The organism is Vibrio kanaloae (assembly GCF_024347535.1).
GTDB classification, from domain to species: Bacteria; Pseudomonadota; Gammaproteobacteria; order Enterobacterales; family Vibrionaceae; genus Vibrio; species Vibrio kanaloae.
Map to the genome: position 1 here is coordinate 1,595,875 of NZ_AP025497.1, position 18,342 is coordinate 1,614,216.

Genomic DNA, 18,342 nt, shown 5'->3' on the forward strand with positions numbered 1-18,342 from the left:
CGTCTTGCTATGCACGTGTTACTGATATCAAAGAAGTTTGTAAATAACTAGCTGTGCTAGAGAATTTGATCATTGTAGAGGACACATAAGCCCCAATATTGGTTATCGTTCTCTATTTTGTTGTTTCTAAAGAACAACGTTTTTAGCGGTAAGATAGAGAATAAAAAGTGTGAGTTAACTCAAAGTATAATTTGACTGGGTTATGCTCAATTAATGACGGGTAATTACAATCAAGACTTGCAGTTAAACCCTTGAACAAGTAACGTTGCGGCGTTTTTCACATTAAAAAGGTAAATGCATTGATCTCCACAGCAAATATCACTCAACAATTCGGTGCTAAGCCACTTTTCGAAAATATTTCAGTTAAGTTCGGCGAGGGTAACCGTTACGGTTTAATCGGCGCGAATGGCTGTGGTAAATCGACGTTCATGAAGATCCTATCTGGTGAACTTGAGCCAAGTGCTGGTAACGTAAGCTACGATCCAAATGAGCGTGTTGCTAAGCTAAACCAAGACCAGTTTGCTTACGAAGAATTCACGGTAATCGATACGGTTATCATGGGTCACAAAGAGCTTTGGGCTATCAAACAAGAACGTGACCGTATCTACTCGCTTCCAGAAATGAGCGAAGAAGACGGCATGAAAGTGGCTGACCTTGAAGTTCAGTTCGCTGAAATGGACGGTTACATGGCAGAAGCGAAAGCGGGTGAGCTTCTTCTTGCAGTAGGTATTGAAGAATCAATGCACTTCGGCCTGATGAGCGAAGTAGCACCGGGTTGGAAACTTCGTGTTCTATTGTCTCAAGTACTGTTTGCAGACCCGCATATCATGCTTCTTGACGAACCAACGAACAACCTGGACATGGACACCATCAAGTGGTTGGAAGATACGCTAAACCAACGTAACTGCACAATGATCATCATTTCGCACGACCGTCACTTCCTAAACTCTGTTTGTACACACATGGCTGATCTTGATTACGGTGAGCTTCGTCTTTACCCTGGTAACTACGATGAGTACATGACAGCAGCAACACAAGCTCGTGAGCGTCTACTTTCTGATAATGCGAAGAAGAAAGCGCAAATTGCTGAACTTCAAACGTTCGTTTCTCGTTTCTCAGCTAACGCATCTAAAGCGAAACAAGCGACATCTCGTGCTAAACAGATCGACAAAATTCAACTAGACGAAGTTAAAGCGTCTAGCCGTCAAAACCCGTTCATCCGTTTCGAACAGTCTAAAGAGCTATTCCGTAACGCACTTGTGGTTGAAAATCTATCTCAAGGTTTTGAAGAAGACCTTTACAGCAAGTTCGATGCGATTTTCGAAGTAGGCGAGCGTGTTGCTATTATTGGTGAGAACGGTGTGGGCAAAACAACGTTACTCAACACACTAGCAGGTGCTTTGGAACCTCGCACTGGTGAATACAAGTGGTCTGAAAACTCAAACATTGGTTACTATGCTCAAGATCATGCACATGACTTTGAGACAGACATGAACCTGTTTGATTGGATGAGTCAATGGCGCCAAGAAGGTGAAGACGAGCAAGTTGTTCGTGGCTTCCTAGGTCGTATGCTGTTTGGTCAAGATGATATCAAGAAGTCTGTAAAGGTTATCTCTGGTGGTGAGCAAGGTCGTATGCTTCTTGGCAAGATCATGATGCACAAGCCAAATATCCTACTTATGGATGAACCAACGAACCACATGGATATGGAATCTATCGAAGCGCTTAACTTGGCTCTTGAGAACTACAAAGGCACACTGTTCTTCGTATCTCACGACCGTGTATTCGTAGACTCGCTAGCAACTCGTATCCTTGAGATCAAAGACGGCAAGATCAACGACTTCCGCGGTACTTACGCTGAGTTCTTGAAAGCACGCGGCTAAGCATTAAGCAGGCCTTAGTTTCCAACTCAAGAGGTTGGAAACTTTAAGCTTTAACTAAGAAAACGCCGTCATACTGAAAAGCTGACGGCGTTTTTGTATTTATCTCTTGTGAGCCACTAACTCTTCACATCAGAATTTTACATTAAAAACAATTAGCGAATCACCAAGTCGAACTCACGCTTTTTGTCCGGCTGCTGATTGTTCACCTTTCACATCAAAGTCGATCTTGTCTGCACCCGTGAACACTTGGAAGCGTAAACCTTTAGCGCGAGCAATGGTTGTGATGCCGAACTTCTGAGCCAGGTCTAAGCCCATTTGCGTTACGCCAGAACGTGATAGCAGAACAGGGATACCCATCTGAGCAACCTTAATCACCATCTCAGATGTTAAACGACCTGTGGTATAGAAGATCTTGTCTTCACCTGACTCTTTGTTAAGCCACATCTCACCAGCTAATGTATCAACGGCATTGTGTCGGCCAACATCTTCCACAAACGACAACACTTGGTCGTCTTTACACACTGCACAACCATGTACTGCGCCAGCCTTCTTGTAGGTGTCGTTGTAATGAGTCAACGCTTCAAGCGCTGTGTAGATTTCAGATTGCTTAATCTTGGTTTGAGGCACTTGGTAATTTTCCAACTGCTTCATTACGTTACCAAACATGGTGCCCTGACCGCAGCCAGAGGTTACTGTCTTCTTCTTAAGCGCTTGCTCAAGTTGGCTCGTGTCTTCTTTGGTGATAACCGCTGCAGAGCTGGTTTCCCAATCGATGATAATTGATTCAACCGCTTCAGGATCGGAAAGGAAGCTTTGGTTCTTCAAATAACCTAACACTAACGCTTCAGGGCGTGAGCCGAGTGTCATCAGCGTGACTATCTCTTTCCAGTTCAACATGACCGTGAGAGGGCGCTCGCAAGCGATTTGTTTGGTTAACTTTTCGCCATATTCATCAAACACTTCAACTTCGATTGTCTGAAGTGGGTTTTCACTGGTTTTTATTATGTTTGGTTTTACCACAGTCATGTCCTACTTAATGAGACAGCGATGTTATGAGATAAGAAGTCAACAAGAGCCATCCTATGACTCTATAGAATACATTTGTTCGCTGTAATTTGTTCAGTTTTAGTTTTACTTTAACTCAAGCATTTAGCAATTCTCATTCCAAAATAACGGGGATTCCAAAAAACATGAAGCATTTGATGAAAATAGCGCAAAATAAGAGAGTTCGTCGGGGGAGCTGTCTGAACTTACGAGTATCGGCTAACGTTATAGGGTTAACTGACTAGTGAAAGGCATTATGTAGGATAGTCAAAGTTATCGTGTATTGGCGTGTTTATTGCTATGTAGGGGGTATATGATTGCGCTCAGTACAAAATGTCCTAAGTGTATTCAGACCAAAGAAAATCAATTGGGTGAAGTATGTCTGAGATAAAAGAATTCAAAGAACAATATGAAAAAACAGAAGCAGCTTGGCCAATCGGTGTCCAAAGAATAGAGAAAGAGATCAAAACAGGTATCTGGGTCACGACTCAATGGGAATTAACTGGGTTTGAACTGTCGCCAGAAGACGATGCCCAAGACGTGTGTTTACTCCAATTACATAAAGACGAGCGTACAGACTATCGTTTCAACCTAAGCTCTCAGCAACCTAAGCTTTTCTTAGTAATGGATAATGTTGATTCTGGTGTTAAGCCCGTAATTCAGTTACTTACAGCATCACAAACCGTAGCAGGGCAGTACATGGACGGAGACAACCAAGTGCTGTCTTACGACATGCCTCTGCCCGTACAAGCTTGGATGGAAGCATTCATCGGTCGTCATGGCGAGTTATTAGAAGCAAGGCGCAAGAAACGTAAAGGGGTGGGTAGATCAAATGGCAACTAATTTCTTTAGCCGTTGGTCTCAACGAAAACTTGATGAATCCACTGACGAGCCTTTTGAAGCAGAACAAACACTGGAAGAAATAGAACTTACCTCCTCCGATTCTGTATCTTCTGAGATTCTATCTACTGATCTTTCACCTGCTGCTGCCGCAGAAGCACCTCAGCCTTTAGAAAGTGATGCTTTAGAAAGTGATGCTTTAGAAAGTGATGCTTTAGAAAGCGATGAAGAAGCTCATGCTGTCGACTCCCAAGATACGGCATCAGAATCGACTGAAGATTTGCCTGTTGCTCAATTATTGGTGTCAGAAGCCTCAGAAAGCGTAAAAAAAACCGCATTACGTAAATTATTCCTCTCAGAGGAGTTTAACGTGCGTGATGGCTTGGACGATTACGACGACGATTACAGCAATTTGAAGACTCTCTCTGAAGGTGTTGCAGAAACGCTTCGCGATTGGGTAAAAGACAAGACAGAAGAAGACACAGTAAACGAATCAGATCAAGTCGCTGATAATGAAGAAGAAATTTTGATTTATGAGGTTGATGACTCTATTAACGAAGCCGAAGTGACCGAATCAGAACTCAGTGAAAGTGACGAAATTGCGGGGGAATAAAAAGAACTGTATAAAAACACAGTAACCAGCAATAATGATACAGTGACTAACGAAGATACTTAAAAGAGGTGAGACAAAATATACCACACAAAGAATAGGTACATTTTGACTAAACACTCAATGAGCCGCTTGCGACAAAATGTCCCAAGCGGCTTTTTTATTATCTAAAGATACTCAGAATCACACTAATTCATTGAAAATAATGAATTATTAATTTGGCATGGCACTTGCTAAATATCGTTCATTATCGACTTTTTTGTAGATAGCTTGAGTAAGGTTGAATGGATAATGAATAGCTAACGAAACAATTAGCTGTTAACTGATTACTCAGCAAGTTCTCTAACGCTAACTACAATGAAGGTTGAACAGATTATCCATGTCCAAAGATGGAACTGAGCAATGCTTAAACAATTATTAGAACAAGCAACTTCAAATAACGCTAAAGCAAGACTGTATGCATTTGAAAATACAGTCGAATTAACAAACCTAATTCCACCGACAGTCAGTTATGAGAGCGGGGGAAATACACTCATTATTGGTCCAACTGCGATCATCGAAAGTGCGGCTGCGCAATTACCTCAGCTAACTAGCCTAACTTTATTGTCGACAGATGGTGAAAAGGGCACAAACCCAGAATTGTACTTCGCGAATTCGGTTCAAGTATCCGGTTTCCTTGGCACGTTTGAAGTTGTGATCGAAAGTAAAGGCACATCAAGCAACCTAGCGAAAGTCGCGATTAATCACGATTGTTTCGATGTTGTTCTAGACCTATGTCTGAATAGCTGCATGACAGAAGAAGTGCCTGTACCGGGTTATTACCCAGTAGGCCGTGGCTATCCAAAACTGGCTGAAGCACTGGAAGAGATTCCAACGCTAATGGGCACATTTGATAAGCCTAAGTTCTTCCGTTTAGACACAGACCTATGTGCGCACAGTTCACGTGGCGTTAAAGGCTGTGAGCGTTGTGTTGACGCTTGTCCTGCTGGTGCACTATCAAGTGAAGGCTCGGATAAGACGGGTCACAAGATCGAGATTAACCCTTATCTATGTCAAGGCGTCGGAACTTGTGCAACAAGCTGTCCTACAGAAGCGATTACCTATGCGCTTCCAAATCCTGACGACACTCAAAAATTCATTGAACGTACGCTAGCGAACTATGAGCAAGCGGGCGGTCTGGATCCAATCGTACTCATCTGTAGCTCTCGTCATGAGACTTACAATGTGATGGCTCTAAAAGCACTGCCAGATAACGTGATTCCAATCGTTGTTGAAGAACTGCCTTCTATTGGTATCGATACTTGGTTTGCAGCGCTAGTGAATGGCGCAACTCAAGTTCTGTTTGCTGCTTCTCGTTTTATGCCAGAAACGATCATTCGTGTTCTGAATAACGAAGTAGGGATCGCTCAAGAGTTACTGGACCAAATCGGTGTTCCAAAAGAAACCATCGATATTCTGTATTTAGAGTCTCTACGTGAAGGTCCTCCAACTCTGTGTGTTGATTCATTCGATCTTGCACTTGGCGATCTTCAAGGCAATAAACGTCAACGCCTCTTCACAGCACTTGATGCTATGTCTTCATCTCGCATTCCTGTTGAGAACATTGTTGAGCTTCCATCAAATGCGCCATATGGCACAGTTTCGTGTGAAAGCAAAGATTGTACGTTATGTATGAGTTGTGTGGCTGTGTGTCCGACACGTGCGCTTCATACCGACGGTACATCTCCATCGCTTAAGTTTGTAGAACAAGACTGTATTCAATGTGGTTTGTGTGAAAAAGCGTGTCCTGAAAATGTTCTGACTCTAACGCCTCGCATGAACTGGGTGAAAGAAGAACGTCAGAAGGCCGTTGTGATTCATGAAGAGAAAGCCGCGGAATGTTTACGTTGTCATAAGCCATTCGCACCACAGTCCATGATTGACATGTTACAGAATAAGTTACGCGGTCACTCTCATTTTTCAGATGAAACTGCGATTAATCGTATTGCGATGTGTGAAGACTGTCGTGTAGTGGACATGTTCGACTCAATGGCTCAAGACCCATTGAAACAACTTAAATACTAGGAGTTGGCTTTGGATACTCATTTAGAACAAGCACAGGAACAGACACTAAGAGTTGAAATCTATTTGGTTCTTTCTGCATTGTTTCGTAGCGCACCTTCTGAAGAGGTGATTGATTTTCTAAAGACGCTAGACATTGAAGCGTCTGAAAGCGCGATGCAAAAGGCTTGGATTGCTATTAAACAAGCAGCAACTGAATCAAATCAAGAAGCATTAAAAGACGAATATCAAGACTTGTTCATAGGCATTGGCCGCGGAGAGATTGTTCCATTCGGTTCTTGGCACAGAACAGGATCGATGATGGAAAAACCATTAGCTGAGATCCGTCACGATCTTGAATTGCTTGGCATTGAGCGTGATGAGCAGGTTAAAGAGCCTGAAGATCATATCGCGGCTCTTTGTGAAGTAATGGCGATGCTAACCGATGAAGAAGACGCGCTACAACAAGCCGTTTTCAATAAACATATCGGTCCTTGGTTTAACTCTTTTACACGTCAGCTTGAAGCAGCAGAGAGTGCCAACTTCTACAAATCTGCAGCTCAGTTATGTGAAGCATTCTTAACGTTGGAGCAGGTTCGTTTCAGCGTGAATACAAAAAGCAGTAAACACAAATTAAAGATTGATGTGAAAAACGTCACTGATTACGAGTAATCGAGCAGTACGCGATTATATCGATAGAGGGGCATGAAGCCTCCAAAAAGATCTACCGCAAGGTAAGGAAGCAATGATGAAAGATAATAAAGAAATAGATACAAGCCGTAGAGACTTACTCAAAGGTTTAACGACTGCAGCCGTTGCTGGTGCCGTTGTCGCTGGTACAACCAAAGTGGCAACCGCTTCAGAAACGGTTGAAATGCCCAAAGAAGACGTGAAGAAGACGGGCTATCGTGAAACGCAACATATTCGCGATTACTACGACACACTTTAGGAGATAACGGATGAAACTTGTCAAACGCTCCGATAGTGTGAGCAAAGAAACCAATCAGTTAGGTGTGTCTCGTCGCGCGTTCATGAAAAATACTTCATTGGCTGCTGGTGGTGCGGTAGTAGGCGCAAGTCTATTCGCTCCGGGCATGATGAAGAAAGCACAGGCTAAATCAGTCGACCCTGAAGCGAAAACAGAAGTAAAACGTACGATCTGTTCTCACTGTTCTGTGGGTTGTGGTATTTACGCTGAAGTTCAAAACGGTGTTTGGACGGGTCAAGAGCCTGCATTCGATCACCCATTCAACGCTGGTGGACACTGTGCTAAAGGCGCAGCTCTGCGTGAGCACGGCCACGGTGAACGTCGTCTTAAGTACCCAATGAAATTGGAAGGCGGTAAGTGGAAGAAGCTTTCTTGGGAACAAGCGATTGAAGAAATCGGCAACAAGGCGCTAGAACTTCGCAAAGAGTCTGGCCCTGATTCGGTTTACTTCCTAGGCAGTGCAAAACACAGTAACGAGCAAGCTTACGCATTCCGTAAGATGGCGTCGCTTTGGGGAACGAACAACGTTGACCACCAAGCGCGTATTTGTCACTCAACCACAGTAGCTGGTGTTGCGAACACTTGGGGTTACGGTGCAATGACAAACTCGTTCAATGACATGCACAACTGTAAATCAATGCTGTTCATTGGCTCGAACCCTGCGGAAGCTCACCCAGTTGCGATGCAACACATCCTGATCGCGAAAGAAAAGAACAACTGTAAGATCGTGGTTGCGGATCCTCGTCGTACGCGTACTGCTGCGAAATCTGATCACTATGTTTCTCTTCGCCCAGGTTCAGATGTTGCCTTCATTTGGGGCATCTTATGGCATGTATTTGGAAACCAATGGGAAGACAAAGAGTTCATTCGCCAACGTGTATTCGGCATGGACGAGATCCGTGAAGAAGTCGCGAAGTGGAGCCCTGCTGAAGTTGAGCGCGTTACTGGCGTAAGCGAAGAAGACGTTTACCACACTGCAAAACTGCTTTCTGAAAACCGTCCGGGTTGTATCGTTTGGTGTATGGGTGGTACTCAACATACTACGGGTAACAACAACACTCGTGCTTACTGTGTACTTGAGCTTGCACTAGGTAACATCGGTAAGTCAGGTGGTGGTGCAAACATCTTCCGTGGTCACGATAACGTACAAGGCGCAACTGACCTTGGCGTACTATCAGACACGCTTCCAGGTTACTACGGCTTGTCTGAAGGCTCATGGCGCCACTGGTCGAAAGTTTGGGACGTAGACTTTGACTGGATCAAAGGACGTTTCGACGACAACGCATACGGCGGTCAAAAACCAATGAACAGTGCAGGTATTCCTGTCTCTCGTTGGGTTGATGGCGTACTCGAAGACAAAGACAAGATTCGTCAACGCGAAAACATCCGTGCCATGTTCTACTGGGGTCACGCAGTGAACTCTCAGACTCGTGGTCCAGAAATGAAGAAGGCGATGCAGAAGCTGGATATGATGGTTATCGTTGACCCATACCCAACAGTCGCAGCGGTAATGAACGATCGTACTGACGGCGTTTACCTGCTTCCAGCGACTACTCAATTTGAAACCTACGGCAGTGTAACGGCATCAAACCGTTCTCTACAGTGGCGTGACAAGGTGGTTGATCCTCTGTTCGAATCTAAGCCTGACCACGAAATCATGTACCTTCTTTCTAAGAAGCTTGGTTTCTCTGATCAACTATTCAAAAACATCCGTGTAGAGAACAACCAACCACTGATTGAAGACATCACGCGTGAATTCAACAAAGGTATGTGGACGATCGGTTACACAGGTCAAAGCCCAGAGCGTTTGAAAGAACACCAACAAAACTGGCACACGTTCCACAAAACCACGCTTGCTGCAGAAGGCGGCCCAGCAAATGGTGAGACTTACGGTCTGCCTTGGCCATGTTGGGGCAACCCAGAGATGAAACACCCAGGTACGCATATCCTTTACGATACGTCTAAACCTGTTGCTGAGGGCGGCGGTAACTTCCGTACTCGTTTCGGTGTCGAATTTGAAGGTCAAAGCCTGTTAGCTGAAGACAGCTACTCAAAAGGCAGCGAAATCAAAGATGGCTACCCTGAGTTCAGTGACAAACTACTGAAACAACTGGGTTGGTGGGATGACCTAACAGCAGAAGAGAAAGCCTCGGCTGAAGGTAAAAACTGGAAGACTGACGTTTCTGGTGGTATTCAACGTGTGGCTATCAAGCATGGTTGTATCCCGTTTGGTAATGCGAAAGCGCGTGCGATTGTTTGGACATTCCCAGATAGAGTGCCACTACACCGTGAGCCGCTTTACACACCACGTCGTGATCTTGTTGCTGATTACCCAACGTGGGATGACAAAGAAGCGATTTTCCGTGTACCTACGTTGTACAAGTCAATTCAAGACCAAGACAAGTCTAGTGAATACCCGATTATCCTGACTTCTGGTCGTCTGGTTGAATACGAAGGTGGTGGTGACGAAACTCGTTCTAACCCTTGGTTAGCAGAACTGCAACAAGAGATGTTTGTTGAAGTGAACCCAAAAGACGCAAACGACATCGGCTTCAAAGACGGTGACGATGTTTGGGTCGAGGGCGCAGAAAAAGGTCGTATTAAGGTGAAAGCGATGGTCACACGTCGTGTGAAACCGGGGCTGGCGTTCATCCCATTCCACTTCGGTGGTAAGTTCCAAGGCGAAGATTTGCGTTCTAAATACCCAGAAGGCACTGATCCTTACGTTATTGGTGAAGCTGCTAACACAGCAACCACATATGGTTACGACCCTGTCACGTTGATGCAGGAAACGAAAGTAACCCTTTGTAATATTCGTAAAGCGTAAGGAGTCTTAAAATGGCTAGAATGAAATTTCTTTGTGACACCAAACGTTGTATCGAATGTAACGGTTGTGTCACTGCATGTAAGAATGAAAACGATGATGCTCTGGAATGGGGTATCCAACGTCGCCGCGTTGTGACACTGAACGACGGTGAACCGGGTGAAAACTCAATATCAGTAGCGTGTATGCACTGTACTGATGCGCCTTGTATGGCAGTTTGTCCTGCAGACTGTTTTGAACATACCGAAGACGGCATTGTACTTCACAATAAAGATCTTTGTATCGGTTGTGGTTACTGCTTGTTTGCTTGTCCGTTTGGCGCACCTCAATTTCCTAAACAGGAAGCCTTTGGTGAGCGCGGTAAGATGGACAAATGTACCTTCTGCGCTGGCGGCCCTGAAACAGAACCAGGTTCTGTTGAAGAGCGTCAAAAATACGGTGCGAACCGTATTGCTGAAGGAAAGCTACCAATGTGTGCTTCGCTTTGTTCGACAAAAGCGCTACTTGCCGGTGATGCTGATCAAGTCTCTGATATCTTCCGTCAGCGTATTGTAGAGCGCGGTGCGAAAGGTGCCGGTTGGACAGACGGCAACGACCTTTCTTACGATGCGATGAAGAGCTAGTTAGGAGAGACATATGCTTACAATGTTTAAGCGTCTCTTCCTTGTAGTGCTGCCAATGTTGGCAGCACTAACAGTGCTTTCTCCTATGAGTCATGCATCTGAGACGAACTCATCACAAACTCAATCGAATAGTGCAGAAAGAGAAATAACACAACTTGCTGGCGCCGATTTTTGGCGACAAGTAAGAAACGGTGAGGAAGGTTACACCACATCTCAATCTGCTGAGCACGGTGTGTTAATCAGTGCCCCTGGGCAAACATGGTACATACTGAAAGAGAAGTGGATGTCGCCAGCCGGCGCTGTTGCTATCTTTGGCAGTATTGCTTTCGTTACTCTAATGTACGTTGTGATTGGCCCACTAATGCTGAGCGCACCAAGAACAGGCCGTAAGATCAAACGTTGGTCTCGACTTGACCGTGCTTTGCACTGGAGTATGGCGTTTACCTTCTTAACACTGGCGTTCAGTGGTTTGATGTTGGTTTACGGTAAGCACTTCTTGAAGCCGTACATTCCAACGGACCTTTGGGGTTTCATCGTTCTATTGGCCAAGCAATACCACAACTACATCGGCCCGATTTTCTATGTGCTGTTGATGGCTCTTCTTATCAAATGGTGGCGCAAATCGATTTTCAAAATGGTCGATATCCAGTGGTTCATAAAACTGGGTGGTATGGTCGGGAAACATAAAGGTTCTCATCCATCTGCAGAGTTTTCTAACGCGGGTGAGAAAGCGTTATTCTGGCTATTGATTGTTATGGGTAGTATCGCTGCGATCAGTGGCTTGGTTTTGGACTTCCCAATTTTTGGTCAAACTCGACGTGATATGGAGCTTTCAAACCTTGTTCACATGTTGGCGGCTCTGATCCTTATTTGTGGTTTCGTATTCCACATCTACATCGGCCTGTTCGGTATGGAAGGCGCACTAGAAGGTATGGTAACTGGAGAAGTAGACGAAACCTGGGCAAAAGAACACCATGACCTTTGGTACAAAGAAGTGATGGAACAAGAGAAAAACGGCGTTGAACAAAGCGCGAACGCAGTAACAGAGAAAAGTGAAAGGGTGAATAAAAATGAACAAACCTCATAAAGGTATTTGGGTTGCTTACATCCTAAGCTGCTTTACACCATTTACTTGTCTTCTCTCTGGTGTGGTCGCGATTATCTACGCAGGCTATCGTTTAGATAAAGGGGAAGACGGCGAAGTCGTGGATACGCATTATTACGGCTTGATTCGCTCTTTCTTCTTGAACTTAACGTTCTTTGTGGTGCTTATCGTAACGGTAGCGACCTCTAATGGCGTGTTGATCGGTGTGAACGATTACTGGTATCAAAACCATATTATCGATTACATCGCTTACTACATTCCATATGTAGGTATGTTATTCGGTGGTATCGCAATTGTGGTTTGGTTTATCCGCATGTATCAAGGTATGCAGCGTTTAAGTCAAAACCTACCTCAAAACCCTTCAACAGGACCGAACCTCTAGCTCTAACTAGCAAGCGAATGGAAGAGTTAAGCTTCGAACTAGCGCGATAACGACTTGCCCAGAGCAATAGTCATTTATAAAGCCCAGTGATTCATTTCACTGGGCTTTTTGTGTTTAAACACCTAGATAACTACAAGCAGCTCTGAGTCACTCAACTCTGAATAAAATTCGCCCCATTGACCGCTTCAATATAGTGCAACTCCCTATGTTGGTGCAATCGTTCATGTGGCTTTTTCGCCCTCTAAGAGCCAAGAACGTGCAGCGGGAAATTTATTTATTTTTAATCAATAACTTAAAAGTCAATTCTGTTGCACGAAAATTACGCCATGCAGTTGGAACACATCTTGCGTTCACTGTTGAGTCTTTAATTAATTACATCATTGAATCGCACGATATCAGTGCAAATCAGATAAAGCGAAGGAGAATGCTTTAATGAGTGAAACGGTGACTCAAGTTCATAGTGCAGTACAAACCCTTACCCAAAGTTCAGATACTTTATTCCTATTACTCGGTGCCATCATGGTCTTCTTGATGCACGCTGGCTTTGCCTTTCTCGAAGTCGGTACTGTTCGAAAGAAGAACCAAGTCAATGCGCTGGTTAAGATTCTCTCGGATTTTGGTGTCTCCGCTATTGCTTACTTCTTTATCGGCTACTGGGTCGCTTATGGCGCGCACTTTTTTACCAATGCTGAAACGCTATCACAAGGTAATGGATACGAACTGGTTAAGTTCTTCTTTCTAATGACCTTTGCAGCGGCTATCCCTGCGATTGTTTCTGGCGGTATCGCAGAGCGTGCACGTTTCTATCCCATTTTGATTGCGACACTGTTTACCGTTGGTTGCATCTACCCATTTTTTGAAGGCATCATTTGGAACGGTAACTTTGGCTTCCAGGCGTGGCTAGAAGGCCAATTTGGTTACGGATTCCACGACTTCGCGGGCTCTGTTGTTGTTCACGGCGTTGGCGGTTGGATTGCATTGGTCGCAGTTTACTTCCTAGGCATGCGTAAAGGCCGTATCCGCGCTGGCAAACACACCAACTTCGCACCGTCGAACATTCCATTCTTAGCTCTGGGTTCGTGGATCTTATGTGTGGGTTGGTTTGGCTTCAATGTGATGTCAGCTCAGGCTATTAATGGCATCAGCGGCCTAGTTGCGATGAACTCATTAATGGCAATGGTCGGCGGTATTCTTGCGGCGCTTGTGGCAGGAAAAAATGACCCAGGCTTTATCCATAATGGGCCTTTGGCTGGTTTAGTCGCGATTTGCGCTGGTTCAGACTTGATGCACCCACTAGGCGCTTTGGTGACGGGCGGCGTTGCAGGCGCTTTGTTTGTTTACTTGTTCACGTACATGCAAAACAAAACACAGATTGACGATGTATTGGGTGTGTGGCCTCTACACGGCGTGTGTGGCGCTTGGGGTGGCATCGCAGCTGGTATCTTCGGCCAGCAAGCATTCTGGGGGCTAGGGGGGGTGAGTTTTGCTTCTCAGGTTGTCGGTACGTTAGCTGGTATCGCTGTTGCTCTGACTGGCGCTTTGATTGTTTATGGCGTGCTGAGCAGACTAACTGGCTTACGTTTGAGTGAAGAAGAAGAGTTCAACGGTGCGGACCTTTCAATTCATAAAATCTCTTCTATCAATGAAGACTAACGCTAGTTGCAGCGTTGAGTTGTAAGCTATTCAAGTAAATATAAATTAAGAAAACAGTGAATAATAAGCGGCTTCGGCCGCTTTTTTGTGTCAGTTGAAAACACATCGAAAGCTTCGGTAAGAAAGCCAAACGATAGCCAATCGAGTTATGTCACAAATAACCAATGAATTCAGTTGGCTAAGACTATGGTCTAATTCCTAAAACTATTGTTGAAATTTGATCAGTGCTAAGCTGTTACAAAGTGACATATTGAAAAGGACGTTATATGCATTTCCCATATCGAAATATCGTAATTCTTACTGGCGCAGGTATTTCAGCGGAGTCAGGGATTCAAACATTCCGAGCACAAGACGGGCTATGGGAAAACCATAAAATCGAAGATGTCGCGACACCTGAAGGCTTTGAAAAAGATCCTGACTTAGTACAAGCTTTTTACAACAAACGTCGTTCCGGATTGCAAAGTGACAGCATTCAACCAAATTCAGCCCATAAGGCGCTAGGTGAGCTTGAAGACAAACTCGATGGCAAAGTCACGATCATTACTCAAAATATCGATAATCTGCATGAGAGAGGCGGTAGCAGCAATATCATTCACATGCATGGTGAGCTACTAAAAGCACGCTGTAGCGAGTCTAATCAGGTTATCGAACATAAAGATGACATCGACACTGGTGAGCTTTGTCATTGTTGCCAGATTCCCGCGCAAATGCGTCCACACATTGTTTGGTTTGGCGAAATGCCTCTAAGAATGGGCGACATATATTCAGCGTTAGAAGACGCAGACTTGTTTATCTCAATCGGTACATCAGGTGTGGTTTATCCAGCGGCCGGTTTTGTACATGACGCTAAAATGCATGGCGCACATACTATCGAAATAAACCTCGAACCAAGTGCTGTTGAAAGTGAGTTTGAAGAGAAGCGTTACGGCAAAGCAAGTATCGAAGTACCTAAACTGGTTGGTGAACTGCTGAGCACGGAGCCAGGATCTTTAACGGCTTAATTAAGGTATAAAACGACGACAGACTGAGGCTGGTCGTTGTTATGCCAGCTCTACCCGAGCAGCGTCTACTTGGAACCATTTAGGGTAAACAAGTAAGTTGTCGTTTTGTTTGTGTATATCCATACAAAACACTTAAAACTCGTCTGTGTCAGAGCGCTGGGCTTTTTTCATGACATACATAGCTTTATCAGATTCAATCAATGCTTGTTTAAAATTTTCTCGTTGGGCAACTTCGATACCGTATGAAAATGATATGTCTTCATCAAGGAGTAAGTTGGTAACTTGTTTAATAAACTCCCCACCGCGGCCAAGTTGAATGGTTGCTACAAACTCATCGCCGCCAACACGAAACACCATTTCATCTTCAAGTACTACCTGATTTAGTGCTTGAGAAAAACGAACAATCATTAGATCACCGACTTGGTGCCCTTGGTGATCATTCACTTGCTTTAACCCATCTAAGTCGAAATAAATCAGCTCAAATTCTTCAAGCTTAATCGCATCGAACTTTTTACGATTATATAGTCCTGTAAGCTCATCTTTCTTACTTTGGTCTTTTAAGTGGGTATTTAATTTAGTGATACCGATGGCGATTAACAAAAAAGCAATTTGAAGTAAGCCATCTTCGAGAAAGGTATCAATTAGCTCATTTTGGTCAGCCCATTCATCGAGATATTGGACTTCACTCGATACATCATAAAATAAATTAAAGATAAGTAGCAGTGAGCCGAGCATAAGTGTTCTATTTCGGCGAATAGAACGGCGAGCAACAAAGCAGATATATGTCGTAATTACGAGCGTATTCGTTTCAAAGAACAGATCGTAATTAGAATCAACTTGAATAAGTGAGTTCAGCCCAAACAAAAGGAGTGACGTTAGAAGCGTTAAAATCACAACGAGTAGAATAGGGTTTGTTGGCATAACAAATAATACTCCGTATTGCTTCCTTTTAATCTTCTATAAAGTGTAGATAAAAATAAAGCGGCTTACGCCGCTTTATTAACCTATCGGTAAAAATCTAGTTGTTTACTTTAAGTTTTTGGAAGTACTCGTCATAAATGACGCTCGCTTCGCCAACTTCATCTTGCCAAACGCCGTTATCCATCACTGATTGTGGTGGGAAAATACTCTTATCTTCAGCAAATTCTTTAGGAAGAAGAGGGTAAGCCGTTTTAACTGGCGTCGGGTAGCCGATCTCTAGAGCAATTTTAGCTGCGTTTTCAGGACGAAGAAGGAAGTCGATCATTTTATGTGCCGCTTCAGTGTTCTTAGCGCCTGCTGGAATCGCTAGGCTGTCCATCCAGAAAATAGCGCCTTTCTCTGGCCAAATAATGTCAATTGTTGCGCCTTCTTGACGCGCCATGTAAGCAGAGCCATTCCAAAGCATACCAAGAGATACTTCACCCGCTAAGAAAGGGTTCGCAGGGAAATCTGAGTTGAATACCAATACGTTTGGCATTAGCTTACGCAGTTCTTCGTACGCTTCTTTGATTTCTTCAGGGTTAGTCGTGTTTGGAGAGTAACCTAGCTTAGACAGGGCAATGTGGAAAACCTCACGAGAGTCATCCATCATCATCAATTGACCTTCCCACTGCGTATCCCAAAGATCACCCCAGCCTTTAACTGAAGACTTATCTAGCATATCTGAGTTAATGCCAATACCTGTTGCGCCCCAAATATATGGGATCGAGTAGTTGTTGCTTGGGTCAAATGGCTTATCTAAGTAATTTGGGTCCAAATCTGCAAAGTGGCTTAGCTTGGTTTTATCAAGCTCTTGAAGCATGCCTTCTTTACGCATCTTAGAAACGAAGTAAGTCGAAGGAACCACTAGGTCATAACCTGTACCTTGAGTTTTTAACTTAGCGTACATGCTTTCGTTAGACTCATAGGTTGAGTAATAGACTTTAATGCCAGTTTCTTCGGTGAAGTCTTTTAGTACTTCATTTGGAATATATTCAGACCAGTTGTAAAAATACAGTTCTTGGTCAGCTGCGAAAGAGGGCGTAGAAAGTAAAGTAGCAGCACACAATGCGCCGGTATACAGTGTCTTTTTCATTACTGTTCCGTTCATTTGTTTGATTTGGAGCTGGGTAGTGAACCCAAAGTAAAAGGATTTTTAAAAATCGCGCTAGATTATATCAGCGATATAACAAAATAGGCAGCCTAAGCTGCCTATTCATTGATATTATTATTTTTAACTTGTTGATTATATAGATAGACTTGTTAAGTAAATCAATTACTTGCTGCCAACTGGATAACACACTCGCTTACTGACCCGCCTTAAGCTTCATGAAGTAATCTTCGTACTTCACGGTCTTGTTGCCAACCGCTGCTTGCCATTCAACACGGTCAAGGTCTTCTTGCGATGGAAAAAGAGCAGGGCTGCCTTTGAACTTATCATTAGACGCTTTAACTGCCGTTAGGTAGCCAGTGTCACGAGAGATTTGCTCTGCGATTTCAGGGCGAAGTAGGAAGTCGATCATCTTATGAGCCGCTTCTACGTTTACCGCGCCAGAACTAATTGCAAAGTTATCAACCCAACCGATGCCGCCTTCTTTAGGGAAAATCAGTTTCATTGGCAAACCTTCATTTTGCGCTGCAGCCGCAGAACCGTTCCAAAGCATACCAAGACCTACTTCACCTGCCATGTACGGTGCGCCTGGGTTGTCTGAGTTAAAGACGAGAACGTTTGGCATTAGCTTTTGCAGCTCAGCGTAAGCTTCGTCGATCTCTTTCTCGTTGGTTGTATTACCTGAATAACCTAACTTGCGCAGTGCGATGTGGAACACTTCACGCGTGTCGTCCATCATCATCAGCTGACCTTCAAGCTCAGGTTTCCATAGGTCAGCCCAGCTTTGGAAGTCTTGTGGGTCGTACATGTCTGTGTTAACAGCAAGACCTGTGATCGCGACTACGTGTGGAATAGAGTAGTCGTTGTTCGGATCATATGGCTTATCTAGATAGTTTGTATCTAGATTCGCAAAATTGTTTAGCTTGGTTTTGTCGATCTTTTGAAGCATGCCTTCGTCGCGCATTTTAGACACGAAGTAGGTTGAAGGAACCACAAGGTCGTAACCTTTATTGTGTGTTTTTAGCTTTGCGTACAAAGTTTCATTCGACTCGTAAGTCGAGTAAATTACCTTGATACCAGTTTCATCAGTGAACTGTTCTAGAATCTCACTGTTGATGTAAGGCCCCCAGTTCATGAATACCAATTCTTTGTTATCTTTTGCAAAAGATGGTGCAGATAACATTGAAAGCGCACATGCACTACCAGCCAATAGAGTAGCCCATTTTTTCATTGACGTTAGCTCCAAACTAAACGTGGCCCGAAGGCACTAGATAGAAA

General features: G+C 44.1%; 15 protein-coding genes and 1 pseudogene. 12 read left to right on the forward strand and 4 right to left on the reverse strand.

What is annotated here, in order from left to right:
* Positions 1–299 precede the first annotated feature (299 nt).
* Positions 300–1,883: an ABC-F family ATPase gene (locus OCV24_RS07535; RefSeq protein ID WP_017057276.1), complete on the forward strand. Its 1,584-nt coding sequence runs from the start codon at positions 300–302 to the stop codon at positions 1,881–1,883.
* 174 nt (positions 1,884–2,057) lie between these two features.
* On the opposite strand, the gene fdhD is transcribed toward OCV24_RS07535, so the two are convergent.
* On the reverse strand, positions 2,058–2,903 hold the full coding sequence (gene fdhD / locus OCV24_RS07540; protein WP_136980456.1) for a formate dehydrogenase accessory sulfurtransferase FdhD: 846 nt from the start codon (positions 2,901–2,903) through the stop codon (positions 2,058–2,060).
* Between the two features lie 402 nt (positions 2,904–3,305).
* Here fdhD and OCV24_RS07545 point away from each other — a divergent pair, with 402 nt between their 5' ends.
* The 11 genes and pseudogenes from OCV24_RS07545 (at position 3,306) to cobB (ending at position 14,993) form a co-directional block, all read left to right on the forward strand.
* The gene (locus tag OCV24_RS07545; RefSeq protein ID WP_137007374.1) at positions 3,306–3,770 is read left to right on the forward strand and encodes a DUF3305 domain-containing protein; all 465 of its coding nucleotides are present in this window, start codon (positions 3,306–3,308) and stop codon (positions 3,768–3,770) included.
* Positions 3,760–4,478 (forward strand): annotated as a pseudogene (locus OCV24_RS07550) (DUF3306 domain-containing protein). The gene OCV24_RS07545 and the pseudogene OCV24_RS07550 overlap by 11 nt, the downstream one beginning before the upstream one ends.
* A gap of 301 nt (positions 4,479–4,779) precedes the next feature.
* Positions 4,780–6,441, forward strand: coding sequence for a 4Fe-4S dicluster domain-containing protein (locus OCV24_RS07555; RefSeq protein WP_146441466.1), 1,662 nt, complete (start codon positions 4,780–4,782; stop codon positions 6,439–6,441).
* 9 nt (positions 6,442–6,450) lie between these two features.
* The gene (locus tag OCV24_RS07560) at positions 6,451–7,089 is read left to right on the forward strand and encodes a TorD/DmsD family molecular chaperone (protein ID WP_136980459.1); all 639 of its coding nucleotides are present in this window, start codon (positions 6,451–6,453) and stop codon (positions 7,087–7,089) included.
* A 76-nt stretch (positions 7,090–7,165) separates the two neighbouring features.
* Complete coding sequence (locus tag OCV24_RS07565; RefSeq protein WP_029222953.1) at positions 7,166–7,366, forward strand: twin-arginine translocation signal domain-containing protein; 201 nt, start codon at positions 7,166–7,168, stop codon at positions 7,364–7,366.
* A 10-nt stretch (positions 7,367–7,376) separates the two neighbouring features.
* Entirely contained in the window at positions 7,377–10,232 is a 2,856-nt protein-coding gene (locus tag OCV24_RS07570; RefSeq protein WP_150878014.1) for a formate dehydrogenase subunit alpha, read from the forward strand.
* Positions 10,233–10,243: 11 nt separating this feature from the next.
* Complete coding sequence (gene fdh3B / locus OCV24_RS07575; protein WP_150878012.1) at positions 10,244–10,852, forward strand: formate dehydrogenase FDH3 subunit beta; 609 nt, start codon at positions 10,244–10,246, stop codon at positions 10,850–10,852.
* Between the two features lie 13 nt (positions 10,853–10,865).
* Positions 10,866–11,939: a formate dehydrogenase subunit gamma gene (locus OCV24_RS07580; protein WP_137007369.1), complete on the forward strand. Its 1,074-nt coding sequence runs from the start codon at positions 10,866–10,868 to the stop codon at positions 11,937–11,939.
* The gene (locus OCV24_RS07585) at positions 11,923–12,339 is read left to right on the forward strand and encodes a hypothetical protein (RefSeq protein WP_017057267.1); all 417 of its coding nucleotides are present in this window, start codon (positions 11,923–11,925) and stop codon (positions 12,337–12,339) included. Before OCV24_RS07580 ends, OCV24_RS07585 begins: the two co-directional genes overlap by 17 nt.
* A 432-nt stretch (positions 12,340–12,771) precedes the next feature.
* Complete coding sequence (locus tag OCV24_RS07590) at positions 12,772–13,992, forward strand: ammonium transporter (protein WP_150878010.1); 1,221 nt, start codon at positions 12,772–12,774, stop codon at positions 13,990–13,992.
* Between the two features lie 266 nt (positions 13,993–14,258).
* Complete coding sequence (cobB, locus tag OCV24_RS07595) at positions 14,259–14,993, forward strand: Sir2 family NAD+-dependent deacetylase (protein WP_017057264.1); 735 nt, start codon at positions 14,259–14,261, stop codon at positions 14,991–14,993.
* 132 nt (positions 14,994–15,125) lie between these two features.
* Here cobB and OCV24_RS07600 read toward each other — a convergent pair whose 3' ends face one another.
* The 3 genes from OCV24_RS07600 to OCV24_RS07610 form a co-directional block, all read right to left on the reverse strand.
* On the reverse strand, positions 15,126–15,914 hold the full coding sequence (locus tag OCV24_RS07600) for a GGDEF domain-containing protein (protein WP_017057263.1): 789 nt from the start codon (positions 15,912–15,914) through the stop codon (positions 15,126–15,128).
* 97 nt (positions 15,915–16,011) lie between these two features.
* On the reverse strand, positions 16,012–17,049 hold the full coding sequence (locus OCV24_RS07605; RefSeq protein WP_017057262.1) for an extracellular solute-binding protein: 1,038 nt from the start codon (positions 17,047–17,049) through the stop codon (positions 16,012–16,014).
* 211 nt (positions 17,050–17,260) lie between these two features.
* Complete coding sequence (locus OCV24_RS07610; protein ID WP_077680373.1) at positions 17,261–18,295, reverse strand: extracellular solute-binding protein; 1,035 nt, start codon at positions 18,293–18,295, stop codon at positions 17,261–17,263.
* Positions 18,296–18,342: the final 47 nt, after the last annotated feature.

Coding starts and splice junctions, on each gene's coding strand:
- OCV24_RS07570 (WP_150878014.1), top strand. CDS start 7,377: ATGAAACTTGTCAAACGCTCCGATAGTGTGAGCAAAGAAACCAATCAG.
- OCV24_RS07545 (WP_137007374.1), top strand. CDS start 3,306: ATGTCTGAGATAAAAGAATTCAAAGAACAATATGAAAAAACAGAAGCA.
- OCV24_RS07605 (WP_017057262.1), bottom strand. CDS start 17,049: ATGAAAAAGACACTGTATACCGGCGCATTGTGTGCTGCTACTTTACTT.
- OCV24_RS07580 (WP_137007369.1), top strand. CDS start 10,866: ATGCTTACAATGTTTAAGCGTCTCTTCCTTGTAGTGCTGCCAATGTTG.
- OCV24_RS07600 (WP_017057263.1), bottom strand. CDS start 15,914: ATGCCAACAAACCCTATTCTACTCGTTGTGATTTTAACGCTTCTAACG.
- OCV24_RS07555 (WP_146441466.1), top strand. CDS start 4,780: ATGCTTAAACAATTATTAGAACAAGCAACTTCAAATAACGCTAAAGCA.
- OCV24_RS07585 (WP_017057267.1), top strand. CDS start 11,923: ATGAACAAACCTCATAAAGGTATTTGGGTTGCTTACATCCTAAGCTGC.
- fdh3B (WP_150878012.1), top strand. CDS start 10,244: ATGGCTAGAATGAAATTTCTTTGTGACACCAAACGTTGTATCGAATGT.
- OCV24_RS07610 (WP_077680373.1), bottom strand. CDS start 18,295: ATGAAAAAATGGGCTACTCTATTGGCTGGTAGTGCATGTGCGCTTTCA.
- OCV24_RS07565 (WP_029222953.1), top strand. CDS start 7,166: ATGAAAGATAATAAAGAAATAGATACAAGCCGTAGAGACTTACTCAAA.
- OCV24_RS07590 (WP_150878010.1), top strand. CDS start 12,772: ATGAGTGAAACGGTGACTCAAGTTCATAGTGCAGTACAAACCCTTACC.
- cobB (WP_017057264.1), top strand. CDS start 14,259: ATGCATTTCCCATATCGAAATATCGTAATTCTTACTGGCGCAGGTATT.